16 protein-coding genes are annotated in these 18,068 nt (G+C 61.4%); 8 read left to right on the top strand and 8 right to left on the bottom strand.

The genetic code is table 11. From position 1 onward, the window contains the following. The first annotated feature begins 76 nt into the window (after window positions 1–76). Window positions 77–844, top strand: a complete 768-nt coding sequence (locus FQ192_RS29445; protein ID WP_149661681.1) for a helix-turn-helix transcriptional regulator — start codon at window positions 77–79, stop codon at window positions 842–844. A 62-nt stretch (window positions 845–906) separates the two neighbouring features. Here the strand turns inward: FQ192_RS29445 and FQ192_RS29450 are convergent, their stop codons facing one another. Then, window positions 907–1,845, bottom strand: coding sequence for a class I SAM-dependent methyltransferase (locus FQ192_RS29450; protein ID WP_149661682.1), 939 nt, complete (start codon window positions 1,843–1,845; stop codon window positions 907–909). Between the two features lie 158 nt (window positions 1,846–2,003). On the opposite strand from FQ192_RS29450, the gene FQ192_RS29455 reads away from it, so the two are divergent. The 7 genes from FQ192_RS29455 to FQ192_RS29485 all read left to right on the top strand — a co-directional run bounded on the left by FQ192_RS29455 (window position 2,004) and on the right by FQ192_RS29485 (window position 8,669). After that, window positions 2,004–2,621 (top strand): cytochrome b/b6 domain-containing protein, encoded by a 618-nt coding sequence (locus FQ192_RS29455; RefSeq protein ID WP_149661683.1) that lies wholly within the window; start codon window positions 2,004–2,006, stop codon window positions 2,619–2,621. After that, complete coding sequence (locus FQ192_RS29460) at window positions 2,618–3,397, top strand: molybdopterin-dependent oxidoreductase (protein WP_149661684.1); 780 nt, start codon at window positions 2,618–2,620, stop codon at window positions 3,395–3,397. The genes FQ192_RS29455 and FQ192_RS29460 overlap by 4 nt, the downstream gene beginning before the upstream one ends. A 54-nt stretch (window positions 3,398–3,451) precedes the next feature. Further along, window positions 3,452–3,748: a pentapeptide MXKDX repeat protein gene (locus FQ192_RS29465; protein WP_149661685.1), complete on the top strand. Its 297-nt coding sequence runs from the start codon at window positions 3,452–3,454 to the stop codon at window positions 3,746–3,748. 377 nt (window positions 3,749–4,125) lie between these two features. Then, window positions 4,126–4,638 carry a formaldehyde-activating enzyme gene (gene fae, locus FQ192_RS29470; protein ID WP_054615233.1) on the top strand — a complete coding sequence of 171 codons (513 nt, stop codon included), beginning with the start codon at window positions 4,126–4,128 and terminating at the stop codon, window positions 4,636–4,638. A gap of 10 nt (window positions 4,639–4,648) precedes the next feature. After that, window positions 4,649–5,683 (top strand): aldo/keto reductase, encoded by a 1,035-nt coding sequence (locus FQ192_RS29475; protein ID WP_149661686.1) that lies wholly within the window; start codon window positions 4,649–4,651, stop codon window positions 5,681–5,683. Next, window positions 5,680–7,113, top strand: a complete 1,434-nt coding sequence (locus FQ192_RS29480) for an NAD-dependent succinate-semialdehyde dehydrogenase (protein ID WP_123408721.1) — start codon at window positions 5,680–5,682, stop codon at window positions 7,111–7,113. The genes FQ192_RS29475 and FQ192_RS29480 overlap by 4 nt, the downstream gene beginning before the upstream one ends. A 191-nt stretch (window positions 7,114–7,304) precedes the next feature. Beyond that, entirely contained in the window at window positions 7,305–8,669 is a 1,365-nt protein-coding gene (locus FQ192_RS29485) for an MFS transporter (RefSeq protein ID WP_149661687.1), read from the top strand. A 173-nt stretch (window positions 8,670–8,842) separates the two neighbouring features. Here FQ192_RS29485 and FQ192_RS29490 read toward each other — a convergent pair whose 3' ends face one another. The 7 genes from FQ192_RS29490 to FQ192_RS29520 all read right to left on the bottom strand — a co-directional run bounded on the left by FQ192_RS29490 (window position 8,843) and on the right by FQ192_RS29520 (window position 18,027). Continuing rightward, window positions 8,843–9,718 carry a LysR substrate-binding domain-containing protein gene (locus FQ192_RS29490; RefSeq protein ID WP_149661688.1) on the bottom strand — a complete coding sequence of 292 codons (876 nt, stop codon included), beginning with the start codon at window positions 9,716–9,718 and terminating at the stop codon, window positions 8,843–8,845. A 216-nt stretch (window positions 9,719–9,934) separates the two neighbouring features. Then, a complete protein-coding gene (locus tag FQ192_RS29495) occupies window positions 9,935–11,041 on the bottom strand; it encodes a hypothetical protein (RefSeq protein WP_372242369.1) in 1,107 nt (368 codons plus the stop codon). Between the two features lie 161 nt (window positions 11,042–11,202). Then, a complete protein-coding gene (locus FQ192_RS29500) occupies window positions 11,203–12,849 on the bottom strand; it encodes an ABC transporter ATP-binding protein (protein ID WP_149661689.1) in 1,647 nt (548 codons plus the stop codon). A 2-nt stretch (window positions 12,850–12,851) separates the two neighbouring features. Beyond that, a complete protein-coding gene (locus FQ192_RS29505) occupies window positions 12,852–13,688 on the bottom strand; it encodes an ABC transporter permease (RefSeq protein ID WP_149661690.1) in 837 nt (278 codons plus the stop codon). Then, entirely contained in the window at window positions 13,685–14,638 is a 954-nt protein-coding gene (locus FQ192_RS29510; protein ID WP_123408726.1) for an ABC transporter permease, read from the bottom strand. Before FQ192_RS29510 ends, FQ192_RS29505 begins: the two co-directional genes overlap by 4 nt. Window positions 14,639–14,713: 75 nt before the next feature. After that, a complete protein-coding gene (locus tag FQ192_RS29515) occupies window positions 14,714–16,348 on the bottom strand; it encodes an ABC transporter substrate-binding protein (protein WP_149661691.1) in 1,635 nt (544 codons plus the stop codon). A gap of 449 nt (window positions 16,349–16,797) precedes the next feature. Next, complete coding sequence (locus tag FQ192_RS29520) at window positions 16,798–18,027, bottom strand: Xaa-Pro peptidase family protein (RefSeq protein WP_123408728.1); 1,230 nt, start codon at window positions 18,025–18,027, stop codon at window positions 16,798–16,800. Window positions 18,028–18,068: the final 41 nt, after the last annotated feature.

Here is an 18,068-nt window from a genome sequence, read left to right on the forward strand (position 1 = left end):
CAATAAGTGCATGCAGCGTATCGACCGGGGTGCTCGTCACCCATTCCCATCATGGGTTACACAAAAGGGGTAGAGCGTGGAGGCGTTGCTGAAAGAGTTGCCGGTGCACCAAGGGCTGGCCCGAGTGTTTGGCGCGCTGGGCCGCGACGGTTTCTGGCGGGCGCTGGTGGATACCTTGCGGTTGCTGGTGCCGCTGGATAATGCCTTGGTCGCGGTGATGCAGGCAGGGCGGGTGCCGCAGTTGCTGATCGATTTCGACTCCCGTGCCAGCGCGCACGAGGAGGAGGAACTGGCTGACTACAGCGCCGGCATGTACCTGATTGATCCCTTCTACCAGGCAGCCTGCGCCGGCATCACTGACGGCTTGCACAGCCTCGATTCAGTGGCCCCGGACCAGTTTCAGCAGAGCGAGTACTACCAGAGTTACTTCCGCTCGGTGGTGGGCGGCGATGAATTGCAGTTCATGATTAATGTGGATGGCGCCGTGCTCGGTTTGTCGCTGGGTCGTTCGACGCGTTTCACCCCCGAAGAACACGGCCGACTTCTATGCGTGCGCGACTGGGTGCTGGCGGCGATGGGCCGGCATCTGCAATTGGTGCCGCCGGAAGGGCCAACGACGGTGGCCGGGGATCTGGCGACCTTGCTCGATCGTTTCGACGCACGGTTGACGGTGCGTGAAGTCGAGACTGCGCGCCTGATTCTTCAGGGTTTCTCCAGCAAAGCCATCGCCCAACAACTGAGCATCTCCCCGGAAACGGTGAAGGTGCATCGGCGCAATCTTTACCACAAGCTCAATGTCAGCGGGCATGGGGAGTTGTTTGCGTTGGTGCTGCAGCCGCGTTGAGGCTCGGGTTTTCACGCGGTCAATGTAGGCGCTGGCGAAGCCTGCGATCTTTTGATCTTCAGCTAGCCCTGCCGAAACACCAACGCCTTCAACCCGCACTCAATATCCGCATCCGGAAACTCCGGCGGATTCTCCAGCCGCTCGACAAAACTTAAACTCGGCGCCTCACGGGTAACGCCGTCAATCAAAAAGTCCGAACCAAACGCCGGATCATTCATGCAGGCCAGCACCGTCCCCTGTTCGGTGAGCAGTTCTGGCAACCGACGCAGCACCCGCTGGTAATCCTTGGTCAGCAAAAAACTGCCTTTCTGAAACGATGGCGGATCGATGATCACCAGGTCATAAGGTCCCTTGCCAATCACTTTGCCCCAGGACTTGAACAGGTCGTGGCCGAGGAATGTCACCTGGCTCACGTCGTGGCCATTGAGCCGATGGTTATCACGGCCACGGCTCAACGCCGAACTGGACATGTCCAGGTTGACCACGTGCGCCGCACCACCCTCGATGGCCGCGACCGAAAACCCGCAGGTGTAGGCGAACAGGTTCAACACCCGCTTGCCGTCCGCATTCGCTCGCACCCAATCGCGGCCGTAGCGCATGTCGAGGAACAGCCCGGCGTTCTGTTTACGGCCCAGGTCCACCCGATACTTCAGGCCGCCCTCGGTGATGGTCATTTCTTCCAGCGCATCCCCAAGCAGCCATTCGGTGGTGCTTTGCAGCAGGTAACGGTGTTGCAGCAACAATGTATGCGCGCCGGATTGCTGCCATTCGGCGGACCCGGTGAGGCCCATCAGCAGTTGCTTCAGATCCTCCAGCTGTTGCGGCTCCGGCTCCTTGAACAGCGACACCAGCACCACCCCCTGCAACCAGTCGACGGTCAACTGCTCCAGCCCCGGCCAGCAACGCCCACGGCCGTGGAACAAGCGGCGGGTTTCGGCCTGGGCGGTGGCCAGGGCGGTCAGTAGGTGGGTGTGCAGGGTGGCGAGGGCGTCAGGGTTCATCGGGCAACGTCGGCAATGTGAGTGGGCGGCATTTTAACCACAAATGAATCCCGGGGACGTCCGGATAGTTATCACGATTAATTTAACTTTACGTGAGGATTTGGCGAACAGTTGGCTTCCATACTCGGCCCCATCGAACAACAAACAAGGAGCCGGACATGTCGCAGCCAACTGCTTCACCCAAGGCCAGCCACCCACGCTGGCTGCGTTTGACCCATTGGCTCAACGCCCTGGCGGTCGTGGTCATGATCAGCAGCGGCTGGCGCATCTATAACGCCTCGCCGCTCTACGATTTCAGCTTCCCGGCGTCGATCACCCTCGGTGGCTGGCTCGGCGGGGCGCTGCAATGGCATTTCGCGGCGATGTGGTTCCTCGCCATCAACGGCCTCATTTACCTGACCATCAACATTGCCAGCGGTCGACTGTTGCGTCGGTTTTTCCCGGTATCGCCCAAAGGCATCCTGCATGACCTGTGGGCGGCACTGAGAGGGCGGTTGGGGCACGCCGACCTCAGTCATTACAACCAGGTCCAGCGCTTCGCCTACCTGTTCGTCATGCTCGACATCACGCTGATGGTGGTGTCCGGGCTGGTGTTGTGGAAGTCCGTGCAGTTCCCGTTGTTGCGTGAATTGCTGGGTGGTTACGAAGGGGCGCGGCAGGTGCATTTCATCGCGATGGCGCTGTTGGTGGCCTTCATCGTGGTGCATCTGGTGATGGTACTGCTGGTCCCGAAAACGCTGTGGGCCATGATTGTTGGTCGCAAGGAGCCGGTATGAAAAAGCGCATCGAAGGACTCGACGAGTCGTCCATCCTCAGCGAAGCCCGGAAGGTACTGGCGCCGCAAATCGAAGACCGTTCCCGGCGCTCGTTCCTGCTACGCGGCCTGACCCTCGGCGGGGTGGCCATGTTGTCCGGTTGCAACATCACCGACAACGACAGCGTCGAAACCGCGCTGTCCTCCATGTCCCGCCTCAACGATCGGGTCCAGGGCTGGCTGTTCAACCCCAACGCCATGGCGCCGACCTATCCCGAGTCGATGATCACCCGACCGTTCCCGTTCAATGCCTTCTACGGCATCGACGAAGCACCGACCGTCGAGGAAGAAAGCTTCCGCCTGGAAGTCACCGGCCTGGTCGCCGACAAACGCAACTGGCGCCTCGAAGAACTGCGGGCCATGGCCCAGACCGACCAGATCACCCGGCACATCTGCGTCGAAGGCTGGAGCGCCATCGGCCGCTGGGGCGGCGTGCGCTTCAGTGACTTCCTCAAGCGCATTGGCGCCGACACCAGCGCCAAGTACGTCGGCTTCAAATGCGCCGACGACTACTACACCAGCATCGACATGGCCACGGCCCTGCATGCGCAAACCCTGCTGGCCCTGACCTACGACGGCGCCGTGCTGCCCCGCGAGTACGGCTTCCCGATGAAACTGCGCATGCCCACCAAGCTTGGCTACAAGAACCCCAAACACATTCAGGCGATTTTCGTCAGCAACACCTACAGCGGCGGCTACTGGGAAGACCAGGGCTACAACTGGTTCGGTGGTAGCTGAGGAACGCCCAAGTACTTCACCGCAAGCACACTCAACTCTATAAGGAACACCACCATGAAAAAGCTAGCCACCGCCGCACTGTCCCTGTTCTTGTCCATGGGCGTCGCCAGCGTCTACGCCGCCGACACCATGAGCAACGACAGCATGAGCAAGGACTCGATGTCCAAAGACGCCATGTCCAAAGACAGCATGAAAAAAGACACGATGAAAAAGGACAACATGGCCAAAGACACCATGAAGAAAGACAGCATGTCCAAGGACGCCATGAGCAAGGACACGATGAAGAAAGACAACATGTCCAAGGACAGCATGAGCAAAGACGCCATGAAAAAAGACGCCATGTCGCAATAACCCAAGCCAACCCCAATACCCCTGTGGGAGCGGGCTTGCTCGCGAAGGCGTCGTGTCAGTCAGCATTCACATCAACTGACACACAGCCTTCGCGAGCAGGCTCGCTCCCACAGGTTTTCTACAGCCTGAAAAAGGGTATGACCTAACCTCATACCCCCATGACTTTTAATGGTTACAGCCCCGCCAACCCCCAGTGTTAAAAAATCGCAAACCAGCTCATCAACAACAAAAAAGAGCGTTTGCACAATGACCCAGCCTCACTGCCGCGTCCTCGCCAGCCCCGTGCTGCGCTCTTCGATCCCCGACATTTGCCCCGCGATCTTCACGATCTGCGTGCGCTTCTGATCACCCAAAAAATCCAAAAAGAGTAATGACCCATGAAAGAACTCGACCTGTACATCGGTGAAGGTTTCGAAGGCCCGGGCGTGAACGCCGCGCACATCAACATCCTGATCGGCCCGCGCAACGGTCCGGCGGGGCAGGCGTTTGCCAATAGCCTGGCGTCGCCGAGCCAGGGCCATTGCCCATTCATGGTGATCGCCCAGCCGAACATCCCGGTCAAGCCGATGACCCTTTATGTAAACAAGGCCGCGATCAGCAGTGACTTGCACGGCAACGCCACGTGGGGCGCGTCCCAGGCCGGGATCGCCAAGGCTGTTCTGGAAGCATTGCTGGATGGCACGCTGCCGCCGGAAGCCGAGGATGAGTGGGCCATCGTCACCGCCAACTGGGTCAACCCGGCCTGCGATGACCTCGATGCGGTGTACCTGAACAACTACAACGCCTGCCGCACCGCAATCCGCGCCGCCCTGACCGGCAAGCCGGAAACCGCGCAACTGGCGGATGTGGTCGATCACATCAGCAACCCTTTCTACACGCCAAAAGCCTGAGGTCCGCGCCATGCAATACATTCGTTTGGGCAACTCCGGCCTGCAAGTTTCCCGCCTGTGCCTGGGCACCATGAACATGGGCACCCCGGACTGGAAACCGTGGATTTTCGATGAGAAGCAGAGCGAACCTATCGTCGCTCACGCCCTCGACAACGGGGTGAACTTCATCGACCTCGCGGACTTCTATTCCGCCGGCGTCGGCGAGGAAGTGGTGGGGCGCATCGTCAAGCGCCTGGCCCGTCGCGATGACCTGGTGATTACCACCAAAGTCGGCTACGGCACCCGCAACGGCATCAATGCCAGCGGCCATTCGCGCAAGCACATCATGGACAGCATCGATGCGTCGCTGAGGCGTCTGGACATGGATTACGTCGACGTCTTCATGCTGCATTACTTCGATGTGAACACTCCGGTCGAGGAAACCATGAGCGCGATGAACGACATCGTGCGCTCCGGCAAGGCCCGTTACATCGGCGTCTCGACCATGCTCACCGGGCAACTGGCGAAGATCCTCATGGCCTGCGAGCGCAATGGCTGGGTCAAGCCGATCAACATGCAACTGCAACTGAACTGCGCTTACCGCGAAGAAGAGCGCGAGATGATCCCGTTCTGCCGCGATCAAGGTTTGGGTGTTTCGGTGTTCAGTCCACTGGCCCGTGGCCTGCTGACCGGCGACGTGCAATCGACCCGCAACCAGACCGACTTCTTCACCCAGCAGATGTACAGCGACGAAGCCTCGTTCCAGATCGCCCATTCGGTACAGCACGTGGCCCGTGCCCGTGGCGTGTCGAACGCGCAGATCGCCCAGGCCTGGGTCGCTAACCATCCAGGTGTGGATTGCATGCTGGTCGGCGCCGACACCACCGCGCAGTTCGACAGTGCTTTGGCAGCCTTGGAAACCAAGCTTGACGCCGAAGAACTGCATGAACTGGAACGCAACTACACGCCATGCGATGTGATCAACGATTACACCGCCGGCAAACGCATCCTGCGCTCGGCCCGTCCGGGGCTGGAACGCTTCAACTTGACCGAGGCCGTGGCATGAGCGCGCTGATCCGCAATGGCAACTTCATCGATGGCCAATGGTCCAGCGGTGGTCCCACTTATCCGGTGTGGAATCCGGCCAACGGTGCCCTTATCACCGAGGTGCAAAAGGCTGGCGCCGAGGAAACCAACCTCGCTATCGCCGCCGCCAATCGGGCGTTGCCGGCCTGGCGCAAACTGACCGCCAAGGAACGCAGCCAGAAGCTCAAGCGCTGGAGCGAGCTGATGCTGAGCCACCAGAAGGACCTGGCCACCTTGCTTAGCCGCGAACAGGGCAAGCCATTGGCTGAAGCCATGGGCGAAGTGGTCTACGCCGCGAGTTTCCTGGAGTGGTTCGCCGAAGAGGCGAAACGCGCTTACGGTGACGTGATCCCGAGCCACAAGGCCGACGCACGCATCATCGTGGTCAAGGAAGCCATTGGTGTGGTGGCGGCGATCACGCCGTGGAACTTCCCGCTGGCGATGGTCACCCGCAAGGTCGGCCCGGCCCTGGCGGCGGGCTGCACGATGATCCTCAAACCGTCGGAAGAGACGCCGTTGTCGGCCTTCGCCCTGGCGGTGCTGGCCGAGCAGGCGGGCATTCCGGCTGGCGTGTTCAACGTCGTTTCCGGTGATGCCGTGGCAATCGGCGGGGCGCTGCAAGCCTCCAGCGTCGTGCGCAAACTGTCGTTCACCGGCTCGACCCGAACCGGCAAATTGCTGATGCGCCAGGCCTCGGAAACCTTGAAAAAAGTCTCGCTGGAACTGGGTGGCAACGCGCCGTTCATTGTCTTCGACGATGCGGATCTGGATGCCGCCGTCAAAGGCGCCATGGCCTCGAAATTCCGCAACACCGGGCAAACCTGTGTCTGCGTCAACCGCTTCTTTATCCAGGACGGCGTCTACGAAGCCTTCACCGGCAAACTCGCCGAAGCGGTCGCGGCGATGCGCGTCGGCAGTGCCCTGGACGGTGAAACCGAGCAAGGCCCGCTGATCAACGCCGCTGCCTTGGCCAAGGTTGAACTGCATGTCGGTGATGCGTTGGAGAAGGGCGCTACGTTGCTGTGCGGTGGCCGCCGCCATGCCCTGGGCGGCACGTTCTACGAGCCGACCATCCTCACCGACGCCAACAGCGACATGCTGATTGCCCAGGATGAAACCTTCGGCCCGGTGGCCGCGTGCTTCCGCTTCAAGGACGAAGCCGAAGTGTTGCAACGGGCCAACGACACGCCGTACGGCTTGTCGGCGTACTTCTACAGCCGCGACATCGGCCGCGTCTGGCGCATGGCCGAAGGCCTGGAAGCGGGCATGGTCGGGATCAACGAAGGGATCATCTCCACGGAAGTCGCGCCGTTTGGCGGCATCAAGGAATCGGGCCTCGGTCGCGAAGGCTCCAAGTACGGCCTGGAAGACTACCTGGAAATCAAATACCTGTTGATGGGCGGGCTCTAACACCCCCACCCATAACCCCTGTGGGAGCGGGCTTGCTCGCGAAGGCGTCGGGTCAGTCGATACATGTGTTGGCTGACACACCGCCTTCGCGAGCAAGCCCGCTCCCACAGGTCCCACAGGGTTCACCGGTTTCATCAGAGCAAAAACGACCGGTTTCATTTCTCCGTCAATAACAACAACTGGAGACGAACATGTCCGCTCAATCGATAAAGATCGACGACCTGCCCATCGGGCGCTTTCATCTCAAAATCGCCGGGCTGACGTTCGGCGCGCATTTCACCGACGGCTACATCCTCGGCCTGATCGGCATAGCCTTCACCCTGCTCAGCCCACAGATGCACCTCGACGCTTTCTGGCAAGGCCTGATCGGTGCCTCGGCGCTGATCGGCCTGTTTCTCGGCAGCCTGTTCTTCGGGTGGATCTCTGACAAGGTTGGCCGGCAGAAAATCTTCCTGGTCAGTTTTGTGCTGATCACCATCGCCTCGCTGATGCAGTTCTACGCCGAAACCGCGCTGCAATTATTTCTGTGCCGGGTGCTGATCGGCATTGGCCTGGGCGGTGACTTCAGCGTCGGCCACGCCATGCTCGCCGAGTTCTCGCCGAAGAAGCATCGCGGCGTGCTGCTCGGTTCGTTCAGCGTGATCTGGACCTTCGGCTACGTCGCCGCGACCTTCGTCGGCACGGCGATGCTCAACCTCGGCGATGATGCCTGGCGCTGGATGCTGGCCTCGTCGGCGATCCCGGCGGCGTTGATCCTGATCGCCCGCATCGGCACACCCGAGTCGCCGCGTTGGCTGGTCAATCAGGGCCGCATCGCCGAAGCCCGGGCCATCGTCAAGAAACACCTGGGGGACAACGTCGAACTCGACGAAACCCGCTCCACCGAAACCCGCTCCGGCTACGCGGTGCTGTTCAGCCGTGAATACCGCAAGCGCACCGCGTTCAATTGCCTGTTCTTCGTGTGCATCGTGATGCCGTACTTTGCGATCTACACCTTCCTGCCCTCGATCTTGCAGAAGATGGGCCTGGCCGAAGGCTTTGGCACGGAGCTGATGCTGAACCTGCTGCTGATCCTCGGCGCGTTGACTGGCATCTGGTGTACCGTGAAATTCTCGCGCCGGGGCTTCCTGATCAACTCGTTCATCATCCTCGCGGTGGCGTTGTTTCTGTTGGCGGTATTGCCGGGCAGCGCGGCGTTCCTGATGGTGTTGGTGTTCGGCCTGTTCACCCTGGTGTTGTCGGCGGTGAGCAATTTGGTCGGCGTATTCCCGGCCGAGAGTTTTCCGACCGAAGTGCGCGCTAGCGGGATTGGTTTGGCCACGGCCGTGAGTCGCTTGGGCTCGGCGGTCAGCACCTTCCTGCTGCCGGTGAGCGTGGCGGGGATCGGCCTGAGCCCGACCATGGGCATCCTGGCGGCGATCCTGGCACTGGGCGCGATGATTTCCTGGGCCTGGGCGCCGGAGACCAAATCCCTGACCTTGAGCCAGGCGTGCAAGGCGCAGAGTCCGGTGGAGAGTGGGGCGCCTGTCACGGTGAAAGTCGCAGCCCCGATCTGAAGCATGATCGTTCCCACGCTCTGCGTGGGAATGCCTCAATGGACGCTCTGCGTCCGCTTGTGGGACGCGGAGCGTCCCTGGCTGCATCCCCACGCAGAGCGTGGGAACGATCAATGCAAACTGACACACCGCCTTCGCGAGCAAGCCCGCTCCCACAGGGGAATTGCGGTGTTTCAGGGATTGCTGACGAGTCCCAGCCACTCGGTAAACAACCGCACCTTCGATAACCCCTGTTTGTCGTTCGCCACATCCAGCCAATACCCATACGGCCCGACCACTTCCACCGGGGTGATCGGCAGCAGGCTGCCAACGGCCAGTTCCTTTTCGATCATCTGCCGGTCAATCACCGCCAAACCACCCCCGGCCAGCGCCGTGTGGATCACCTGGTCCAGGGTGCTGAATTCCAGCCCTTGCCCCGCATCGATATCGTCACGGCCCATCGCCGCCAGCCAGTTTTCCCAGACCTTCAAGCGCTTGCCGTCGTGCAGGATGTGCAGCAAGGGAAACTGTCGCAGGTCCGGCGGTTGGCCATTGACGAACAGCTCCGGGCTGGCCACCGCCATGTGCCGTTCCATCACCAGTAACTGGCTGCTGCAATGGCTGGCGGCTTCGAGGCCGAAGCGGATGTGGCAGTCGATTTCCGCGAGGTTGTCGTGGCCGCTCTGGTTGGTCACGCTGAGGCTGATGTCCGGGTAGCGTTGGCAGAACGCGCGCAGGTGCGCCGACAACCAGCGCGTGGCCCAGGTCGGTGGCGCGACGATGCGCAGGCGTTGGCGCAGGTTGGGCACGCGCACCGCTTGCAGGGCGCGTTCGAGGTGGTCGAAAGCGTCGCTCAGTTGCGGGGAGAGGGCGAGGCCGGTTTCGGTCAGGGACAGGCCTTGGGGCGTGCGGATGAACAATGCCACGCCGAGGTAATCTTCGAGTTGCTTGATCTGCCGGCTGACCGCGCCTTGGGTGACGTTCAAACCCAGCGCTGCCTGGCTGAAACTGCGATGCCGGGCAACTTCTTCGAAGACACGCAGCATGTTGAGCGAGGGCAGTTGACGCATGAAAGGGTGGCTCCGCACCTGGCGCCGATTCGGGCCGGGTTTATTGTTTTTGGCGAATGTTCTGTAGGGCGTATCTGACTCCTGTGGCAGGGGCTGATGCAAGTGTTGTTTGGGCTAAAGTCTTCGCGAGCAAGCCCGCTCCCACATTGGAATGCGGTCCACTGTGGGAGCGGGCTTGCTCGCGAATAGGCCTTCAAAAGCGCCACAAATCCCGGATCAGAAGTAATACCCGATGTTCATGTACAACTGATTCTCCCAATGATCAGTCCCGCCAGCCCCCAGGCTCTGGGTGTAGCTGCTGCCACCGATGTACGGGTCATTCTTGCCATACAGCCACTCCGTCGCGATCCACAATTTGCTGAAGGAAAACGACGTCCCGAGGATCATCCGCTGCGAGGTCTTGAACTCATCAGCGGATTTGTCGAAGGCGCTGTAGTTGGCGTACAGCTTCACGCCGCTGATCTGATCAAACAGGTACTTACCGCCGATGTCGTAGCTCAGGTCGGCAACGTACAGATTGCCGCGACTGGCGACGTTGTAGGTGCCGTCGTAGCCGCCCAGGGTCACCACTTCATCGGTGCCGGCGTTGCGCGGCGACATCTGCTGCCGCGCCGCTTGCAGTTGCACGCCCCACGGGCCGTTCTTGCCCAGGTAGTGCACGGCCACGGCGTTGCGCCGGCCGTCGTTGTCGGTGTCCTTGTTCTCCAGGGTCGAGGTCAGGCCCGAAATGCCCACTTCGGATTTCCACGGCCCCAGGTCCAGGGCCTTGGCCACCCGCAGCACCACAGTGTTGCGTTCCTGGTTGTCACTGCCGTCGCCCACGTAGCTGTCGGCGCCGGACACCACGCTGGAATAGGTCACGCCCTTGCTGGTGCCTTTGCCTTGCCACGCCGGGCGCAGGTAGTAGCCGGCCTGGATATTCCAGTCGCCGCTTTGCTGGATGTACTTGGCGCCGACCTGTTGCACATCTTCCAGGCCGATGACGTTGCCCAGGGTTTCGTAAAAGGTGCTGCCGAAGTACGGCTGCAAGCCAAACGGTATCGTGTTCAAACCCACTTGAATTTGCTGGTCGGGGTTGAACTTGTAACCGGCCCAGGCGAACTTGGCGAACTGGATATCGCCGTAGTTCTTGGTGTACTGGTAAGGGTAGGAGCGCCCGTAGAAGCGGTATTGCGCTTCACCGATCCAGGTGTCGGAGTTGTACTTGGCGCTGAGAAACACGGTGTCCAGGCCGAACTTCTGAATGTCGCGATCCGGGTCATAGTCCCAACGCGCGCGGATGGCGCCGCCGAGGTCGAGGTTGTCGGTGACCTGCACCGCCATGGCCGGCGCCGCGAAGGCGCCGAGCAGCGGAATGAGAGCGATGGAACGGACCGCAAGTGGGGTGGTTGTGCGCACAGTCATACTCCTGATTTTTTAGTTATGGTTGGCAACAGCAGCCCATGCCGCAGCGAACGCTGCGACCTGGGGAAAGGGTTATTGACTCAGTTGGCCTGAGGTCGGATCAGCCTCAGCGGTGGTTCAGCGACGGGCACCACCGGTATCGCCGAAGCGCCGGGCGCCGCCGCGAGCAGGGTCTGGGTGTAGGCGTTTTGCGGGCGCAACAGCACCTGTTGCGCGGTGCCGTATTCCACCACTTCACCCTGGCGCATCACTGCGATGTAGTCGCTGATCTGCGCCGCCACCCGCAGGTCGTGGGTGATGAACAAGATGCTCAGGTTGAAACGCTGTTGCAGCTCGGCCAGCAACTCCAGCACCTGTTTTTGCACCGACACGTCCAGCGCCGAGACGCTTTCATCGGCGATCAACACTTCCGGGCGCATGGCCAGGGCGCGGGCGATGCCGATGCGCTGGCGCTGGCCACCGGAAAACTGCCGTGGCTTGCGCTTGAGGGCGTCGCGCTTGAGCCCGACCTGCTCCAGCAAATCGCCGGCCTCGGTCCAGGCATCCTTGGCTGACAACCCGCGCAATTGCGCGGCGCGGGCGATGATGTCGCCGACCCTGTGCCGTGGATTCAGCGAACCGTACGGGTCCTGGAAAATCATCTGGATCCGCCGCCGATTGGCCGCCAGCGCCGAGCCGCGCAAGGCCAGGAAATCCGTGTCACCGACCCAGACGTGGCCGCTATCGCTTTCCACCAGCCGAATCGCCGCTTTGACCAGGGTGCTTTTGCCCGAGCCGGACTCACCGACAATCGCCAAGGTCTTGCCCCGTGGCAGTTGCAGCGACACATCCTTCAGCGCCGGCACCAAACGCCCGCCGACGTTGTAGGTCTTGGTCAGATGCTCGATGCGCAACGCCATCTCACCGTCGGCACACGGCACGTGCAGCTCCGGGTGCAACGCCGGCACGGCCGCAATCAGCTTGCGAGTGTAGGGGTGATTTGGCGCGTTGAGCACTTGATCGCGCTCGCCGATTTCCACCAGCACACCGCCCTCCATGACGGCGATGCGGTCGGCGATTTCCGCGACCACACCGAAGTCGTGGGTGATGAACAGAATGCCGTGCTGACCGCGACCCCGCAGGTCGCGCACCAGTTTCAGCACCTGGGCCTGAGTGGTCACGTCCAGGGCTGTGGTCGGTTCGTCGGCGATCAGCAAATCCGGGTTCATCGCCAATGCCATGGCAATCACCACCCGTTGGCATTGGCCGCCGGAGAGCTGATGCGGGAAGCTGTTGGCGATCCGAGGCGGGTCGGGCAATTGGGTGGAGTCGAGCAGGGCGAGCATGCGTTCGCGACGCTCGGCAGCAGGCATCGTTGGTGCGTGAATATCGAAGATTTCCTCGACCTGCTGACCGATGCGAATCGCCGGGTTCAGCGCCGCCATCGGCTCCTGGAAAATCATCGCGATGCGGTTGCCACGCAAGCGGCGCAGGGCGTTTTCATCCATGCGGCAGATGTCGTCGCCAAGGAAATCGATCACCCCTTCGCTGTGGCGCAGGCCCTTGGCGTAGTCGCCCATGATCGCCGCCGACAACACAGATTTACCGGAGCCGGACTCGCCGATCACACAGAGGATTTCACCCTTGCGCACGTCCAGGCTGATGCCTTTGACCGCGTGGCTGCGGTCGGCGCCGGCGGGCAGTTCGATGGACAGGTTCTCAACCTTTAAGACTTGTTGTTGGCTCATGCTCAACTCCTTGTGCCTTTCTGGGCGTGTTCGTCCAGACCGTCCGCCAACAGGCTCAGGCCCAGCATCAGGGTGGAGATGGCAATGCACGGGAAGATCACCAGGTGCGGGAAGGCGATGGCCATGCTGCGGCCTTCGTTGATCATGCCGCCCCAGTCCGGGGTGGGCGGTGGCAGGCCGAGGCCGAGGAAACCGAGGGCGCCGATCATGATCGCGGTGTAGCCGATGCGCAGGCAGAAATCGACGATCAGCGGCCCGCCGCAATTCGGCAGGATCTCCACCAGCATGATCCGCAGCGACCCTTCGCCCTGGGTGATGGCGCTGAGCACGTAGTCCCGGGAGCGGATGTCGATGGTCAGCGCCCGCATGATGCGGAAGATCGCCGGGGCGCTGGTGAAGGTCACCGCGATCAGGATGTTCAGCGCCGAAGCGCCGAGGGCGATGATGATCACGATGTACAACACCAGCACCGGGAACGACAGCACGGTGTCCGCGACATAGGACAGCAGCGCATCGACCCAGCCGTTGAAGTAACCGGCGCACAGGCCCATGGCGATGCCCACGGCGAACGCGGTCAGGGTCGCGAGGATCGACCAGAACAACACGGTGCGGGTGCCCCAGATCAGCCGCGACAGAATGTCCCGGCCGATCATGTCAGTGCCCAGCAGAAAGCTCACACCGTTGCCATCCGGGGTCATCGGCGTCAGCAGCGGGGTGAAGCTTTCCAATGGATCGTGGGGCGCCAGCCACGGCGCAAAAATCGCCATCAGCACCCAGCCGCCGACCAGCAGCAAACCGAGCAACGCCAAGGGATGTTTGAACGAGTTGAGGAAGTTCATTGGCCACCTCCGCCAAGACTGCGCAAGGTGATGCGCGGGTTGAGCCAGGTGTAGGCTAGGTCCGAGAAGATTTTGGTCGCGCCGACCACGATGCCGCTGATCATCGCGCAGGCTTCGATCAGGTAGACGTCGTGGTTCAGCGACGCGGTGTACAGCAGCGAACCGAAGCCTTTGTAGGCGAAAAATACCTCGACCACGATCACGTTCGACAGCAGCCACGGGATGTACAACATGATCACCGTGATCGGTGCGATCAGCACGTTGCGCAACGCATGCCGCAGCACGATGCGCGAGGTCGATGCGCCCTTGAGGCGGGCGGTGCGGATGTACGGCGCCTGCATCACTTCGACCATCGAGGCGCGGGTGATCCGCGCCAGGTAACCGATGCCGAACAGGCACAGCACCATCAGCGGCAGCGCCAGTTCCACGGCGTTGAAGCCGTCGCTCATGCTGCTCACACCGGGCAGCCAGTTGAGCCAGAACACGAAGATCGCCGAGACGAACACCGCACTGGCAAAGTCCGGAATCGAGGTGGTGACGATCGACAGAAACGACACCAGCCGATCCACCGCCGAGCCCTGACGAATGCCCGCCAGAATCCCGAGGGTCAGCGCCACCGGCACCATCACCGCCAGGGCCAGCCCGGCGAGGATCAGGGTTTGCCACAGGTTCGGCAGCAACAGGTCAATCACCGGCTCACGAAAGTGCACCGAGGTGCCCCAGTCGCCGTGGACAAAATCCTTCAGCCACACCAGGTAGCGCCACACGAACGGTTGGTTGTAACCGTGTTCCGCCAGCCACGCGGCGCGTTGGTCGGCGGCGGAGTAGGGGCCGAGGACGTTGATCGCGACGTCCTCGATGTTCAGTTCCAGGGCCAGGAACACGATCACCGACACCGACAGCAGGGTTGCCGCCAGCGCCAATAACTTGCGCAAAAGAAATTCAGCCATGCTCGCACGCTCCGGCTAATCAAGGGATGGCGGCCCGACCCACCGAGGTGGGCGAACCGCGTGAGGGCGCGTGAATCAGGCGCTCAACCAGACTTCATCCATTGGGTAGAAGTCCGAGGGGTGAACCTGGAAGCCCTGGACTTTCTTGCTGGCGGCGGTGAATTTGTCGCCCCAGAACGGCTGCACCATGACGCAGGCGTCTTGCAGGATTTGCTCGACGTTTTGCATGGCTACCGCCCGTTGTTTCGGGTCGATGATGCCCATGGCCTTGTCCAGCGCCGCATCGAACGCCGGGTCGCTGTAGTGGCTTTCGTTCCACGCGGCGCCGCTGCGGTAGGCCAGTTCCAGGGACATCACACCCAACGGGCGGTGGGCCCAGTAGGTGAGGCTGAACGCGGCTTTGTCCCAGATTGGCCAGTATTGGGTGGCCGGGATCACCTTGAGGTTGATGCGGATGCCGGCTTCGGCGCAGTTCTGTTGCAGGATTTGCGCGCAGTCCTGTTCGTAGCGGCCCTGGGTGTTGCCGACGATCAGGTCGATATCGATGCCGTTGGGGTGACCGGCCTCCGCGAGGAGTTTCTTCGCGCCGGCCACATCACGAGCCCGTTTGGGCAGCGGGAAATATTCCGGGTGGGACGGGGCGACGTGGTGGTCTTCGCCCAACGTGCCCATGCCGCGATAGGCGATCTTGAGCATTTGCGCGTTGTCGGCGCACAGGACCACGGCTTTGCGAATTCGCACATCGTCGAAAGGTTTTTGATCGCAGGCCATGCGCATGACCACGGTTTGCGCCGATTTGCAGCTCAGCAATTGCGCCCCCGGCAAACGCTTGGCCAGGTCCAGCTCGGCCACGGTCACCCGGTACAGCACGTCCACTTGCCCGGCCTGCAATGCCGCGAGGTGGGTCGAGACGTCGGTGCCCATGTCGACGTAGCGCAACTCGTCGAGGTTGGCCGGTTTGCGCCAGTAGTCGGCGCGCTTGGCGAAGGTCGCTTGCTTGTTCACCGCGAACGACACCAGTTTGAACGGCCCGGTGCACAGCGGGTTTTTCACCCAGTCATCACCGGCCTTGAAACTGCGGTGGACGATGGCGCAGGTGAAGGCGTTGAGCATTTCCGGGATCGCCAGCATCGGCCGCTTGAGCACCAGGCGGAACTGGAAGTCGCTGACTTTTTCGAAGGCGCTGATGTCCTGGAATGCGGTGCGGTTGACCGATTTCGAATCAGCGGCGATCCAGCGCTGGATGTTGTGCTGCACGTCCTCGACGTTGAACGTATCGCCGTTGCTCCACTTCACATCCTGACGCAGGTTGAAGGTCCAGGTCTTGAGGTCGTCGGACGGGCTCCAGCTCTCGGCGAGGTACGGGTGGGTGATGTTGTCGGCATCGACCCAGGTCAGGAATTCCAGGGAATTGCGCAGCAGGTTGGAGGCTTCGATCCAGGTGATCAGCATCGGGTCCTGGATTTCCTGGATCGCGCAGGCAAACCGCAGCGTGCCGCCCTGGCGTGGCGGGACAGCCTCGGCGGCGCGCACGCTGTTACCGAGCAGGGCCGAACCGAGGAAGGTGCTGGCGCTGGCGACGGTGATACCCAGGAGGGTGGCGGTGCGCAGGAATTGCCGGCGGTTGATTTCGCCACTTTTGACTTGGGTGCACAGGTCGTTTACCGCTGGATGCGGCAGGGCGCCGTCCAGTGTCATTAACTCTTTCATATGCCTCTCCGATAACGTGCAGAAAATGCGTTTTTCGACTGGCCGCTGGTGGGGTAAGCGGCAGACGCGGTCGGTTTTCGATAAACCGAAACTGTCAGTGGCAGGCGCCGCGAAGGCACAGGCAAGACAGGCGTGAAGCCGGCAGCAGAACAAGGCGCAACGAAATCAGGAGGTCGGGAATGGGGTAGGACATAGGGCTGCTCTCATGTTGTTTTTATTAGAGATGCCCGCAGTTTTGTCATCTGCGCAAAGATCGACAAACGATAAATTCAACGGTGAAACGTTCGATAAATGCATGTTACTGGCCGTAAGGAAGGCTGCCGCTTGAGCTAGACAGGCCGGGCTGCTGAACGAACGGGGCGTTGAAGTCGCAAACGCCCCTTGTTCCGGGTGGGAACAAGGGGAAAAACGGACGGTGCCGAAGGAGATGACGACGCCGTCCGCGCAACTCATCGCGGCATCAGGCGTGGATCGAACGGGTAGTCGGAGAGCAATTCGATACCGTTTTCGTGGATGTAGATCTGCTCTTCGAGTTTCACGCCTTCGCCGCCTTCATCGTGGCCGATGTAGCTTTCCACGCAGATGGTCATGCCAGCCTCAAACACGCCGTCGTAACCCAGCGAATCGATGTCTTCGCGGTGCACCACGTACGGGTATTCACCGGTCATGCCGACGCCATGGGCCAAAGCGAAGTAACGGTTGGCTTTGTAGTTGTCGGGAATCTTCCACGCCAGCTCGGCGTATTCCTTGAAGCTGCGCCCGGCCTTGAGCATTTCCATGTTGGTCTGCACTTGCTCGTAGGCCAGTTTGTACAGCTCCTGCTGCTTGGCGGTCGCGGCTTGCTCGCCGCAGAGGAAGGTCCGCGAGAAGTCGGCGTAGTAGCCGAAACGCCCGACCACATCAGTGTCCAGCGCCACCAGGTCGCCGGCCTCGATCGGCCGGGTGCTGCACTCCTGAAACCATGGATTGGTGCGCGGCCCGGAGGACAGCAGGCGGGTTTCCACATAATCGCCGTCGGTGGCGATCACATGTTGGTGCAGGTGCGACCACAGTTCGTTTTCACTGATGCCCGGCACCAGTTTGCTTTCCATCAGGCGCACCCCGGCTTCAGTGGCGCGCAGGCTGGCGCGGATCATTTTCAGCTCGTTCGGCACCTTGATGCAGCGCGCCCGTTCCAGCGGTTCCTGGGCGTCGAAAATCTGATAGCCGAGTTTTTGCAGTTCGAACGCAGCAGCCGAGGTCGCGCTTTCGATGGCGATGCGTTTGTTGCCGCCACCGTGCTTGCGCACCAGTTCATCGATTTCGGCGGCCCATTCAGCGGTGACGTTGCTCAGGAAGCTGTCGCAGAAGTAGTAGGAGATGGCTTTGGCCGGGCGCACTTCATCGACGGTGTTGAGCTTTTCTGCCAGATGCAGGCAACCGCCGAACTCGAAGATCACCACCGGGCCTTCCGCCGGGATGAAGGCGTAACGCGCCGGGTTGCGCGCCGAGTACACCTGCATGTTGCGTGAGCCGGTGGCGTAGCGCATGTGGGTCGGGTCGAACAGCACGCAAGCGGCGTAGTCGCGTTTTTTCAGTTCGTTGCGCACCCGTTGCAAACGGTCGAGCTGGATTTGCTGGATCTCGTCGTAGGTCGGTTCGCAATCGGCGGGGTTGCGGTTGGGGCCGGACAGACTCATGGGGTGTTCCTCGCAGGGCAAATACGGTGGGTTTTTTCCAG

Source organism: Pseudomonas sp. ANT_J12 (assembly GCF_008370045.1).
Lineage (GTDB): Bacteria > Pseudomonadota > Gammaproteobacteria > Pseudomonadales > Pseudomonadaceae > Aquipseudomonas.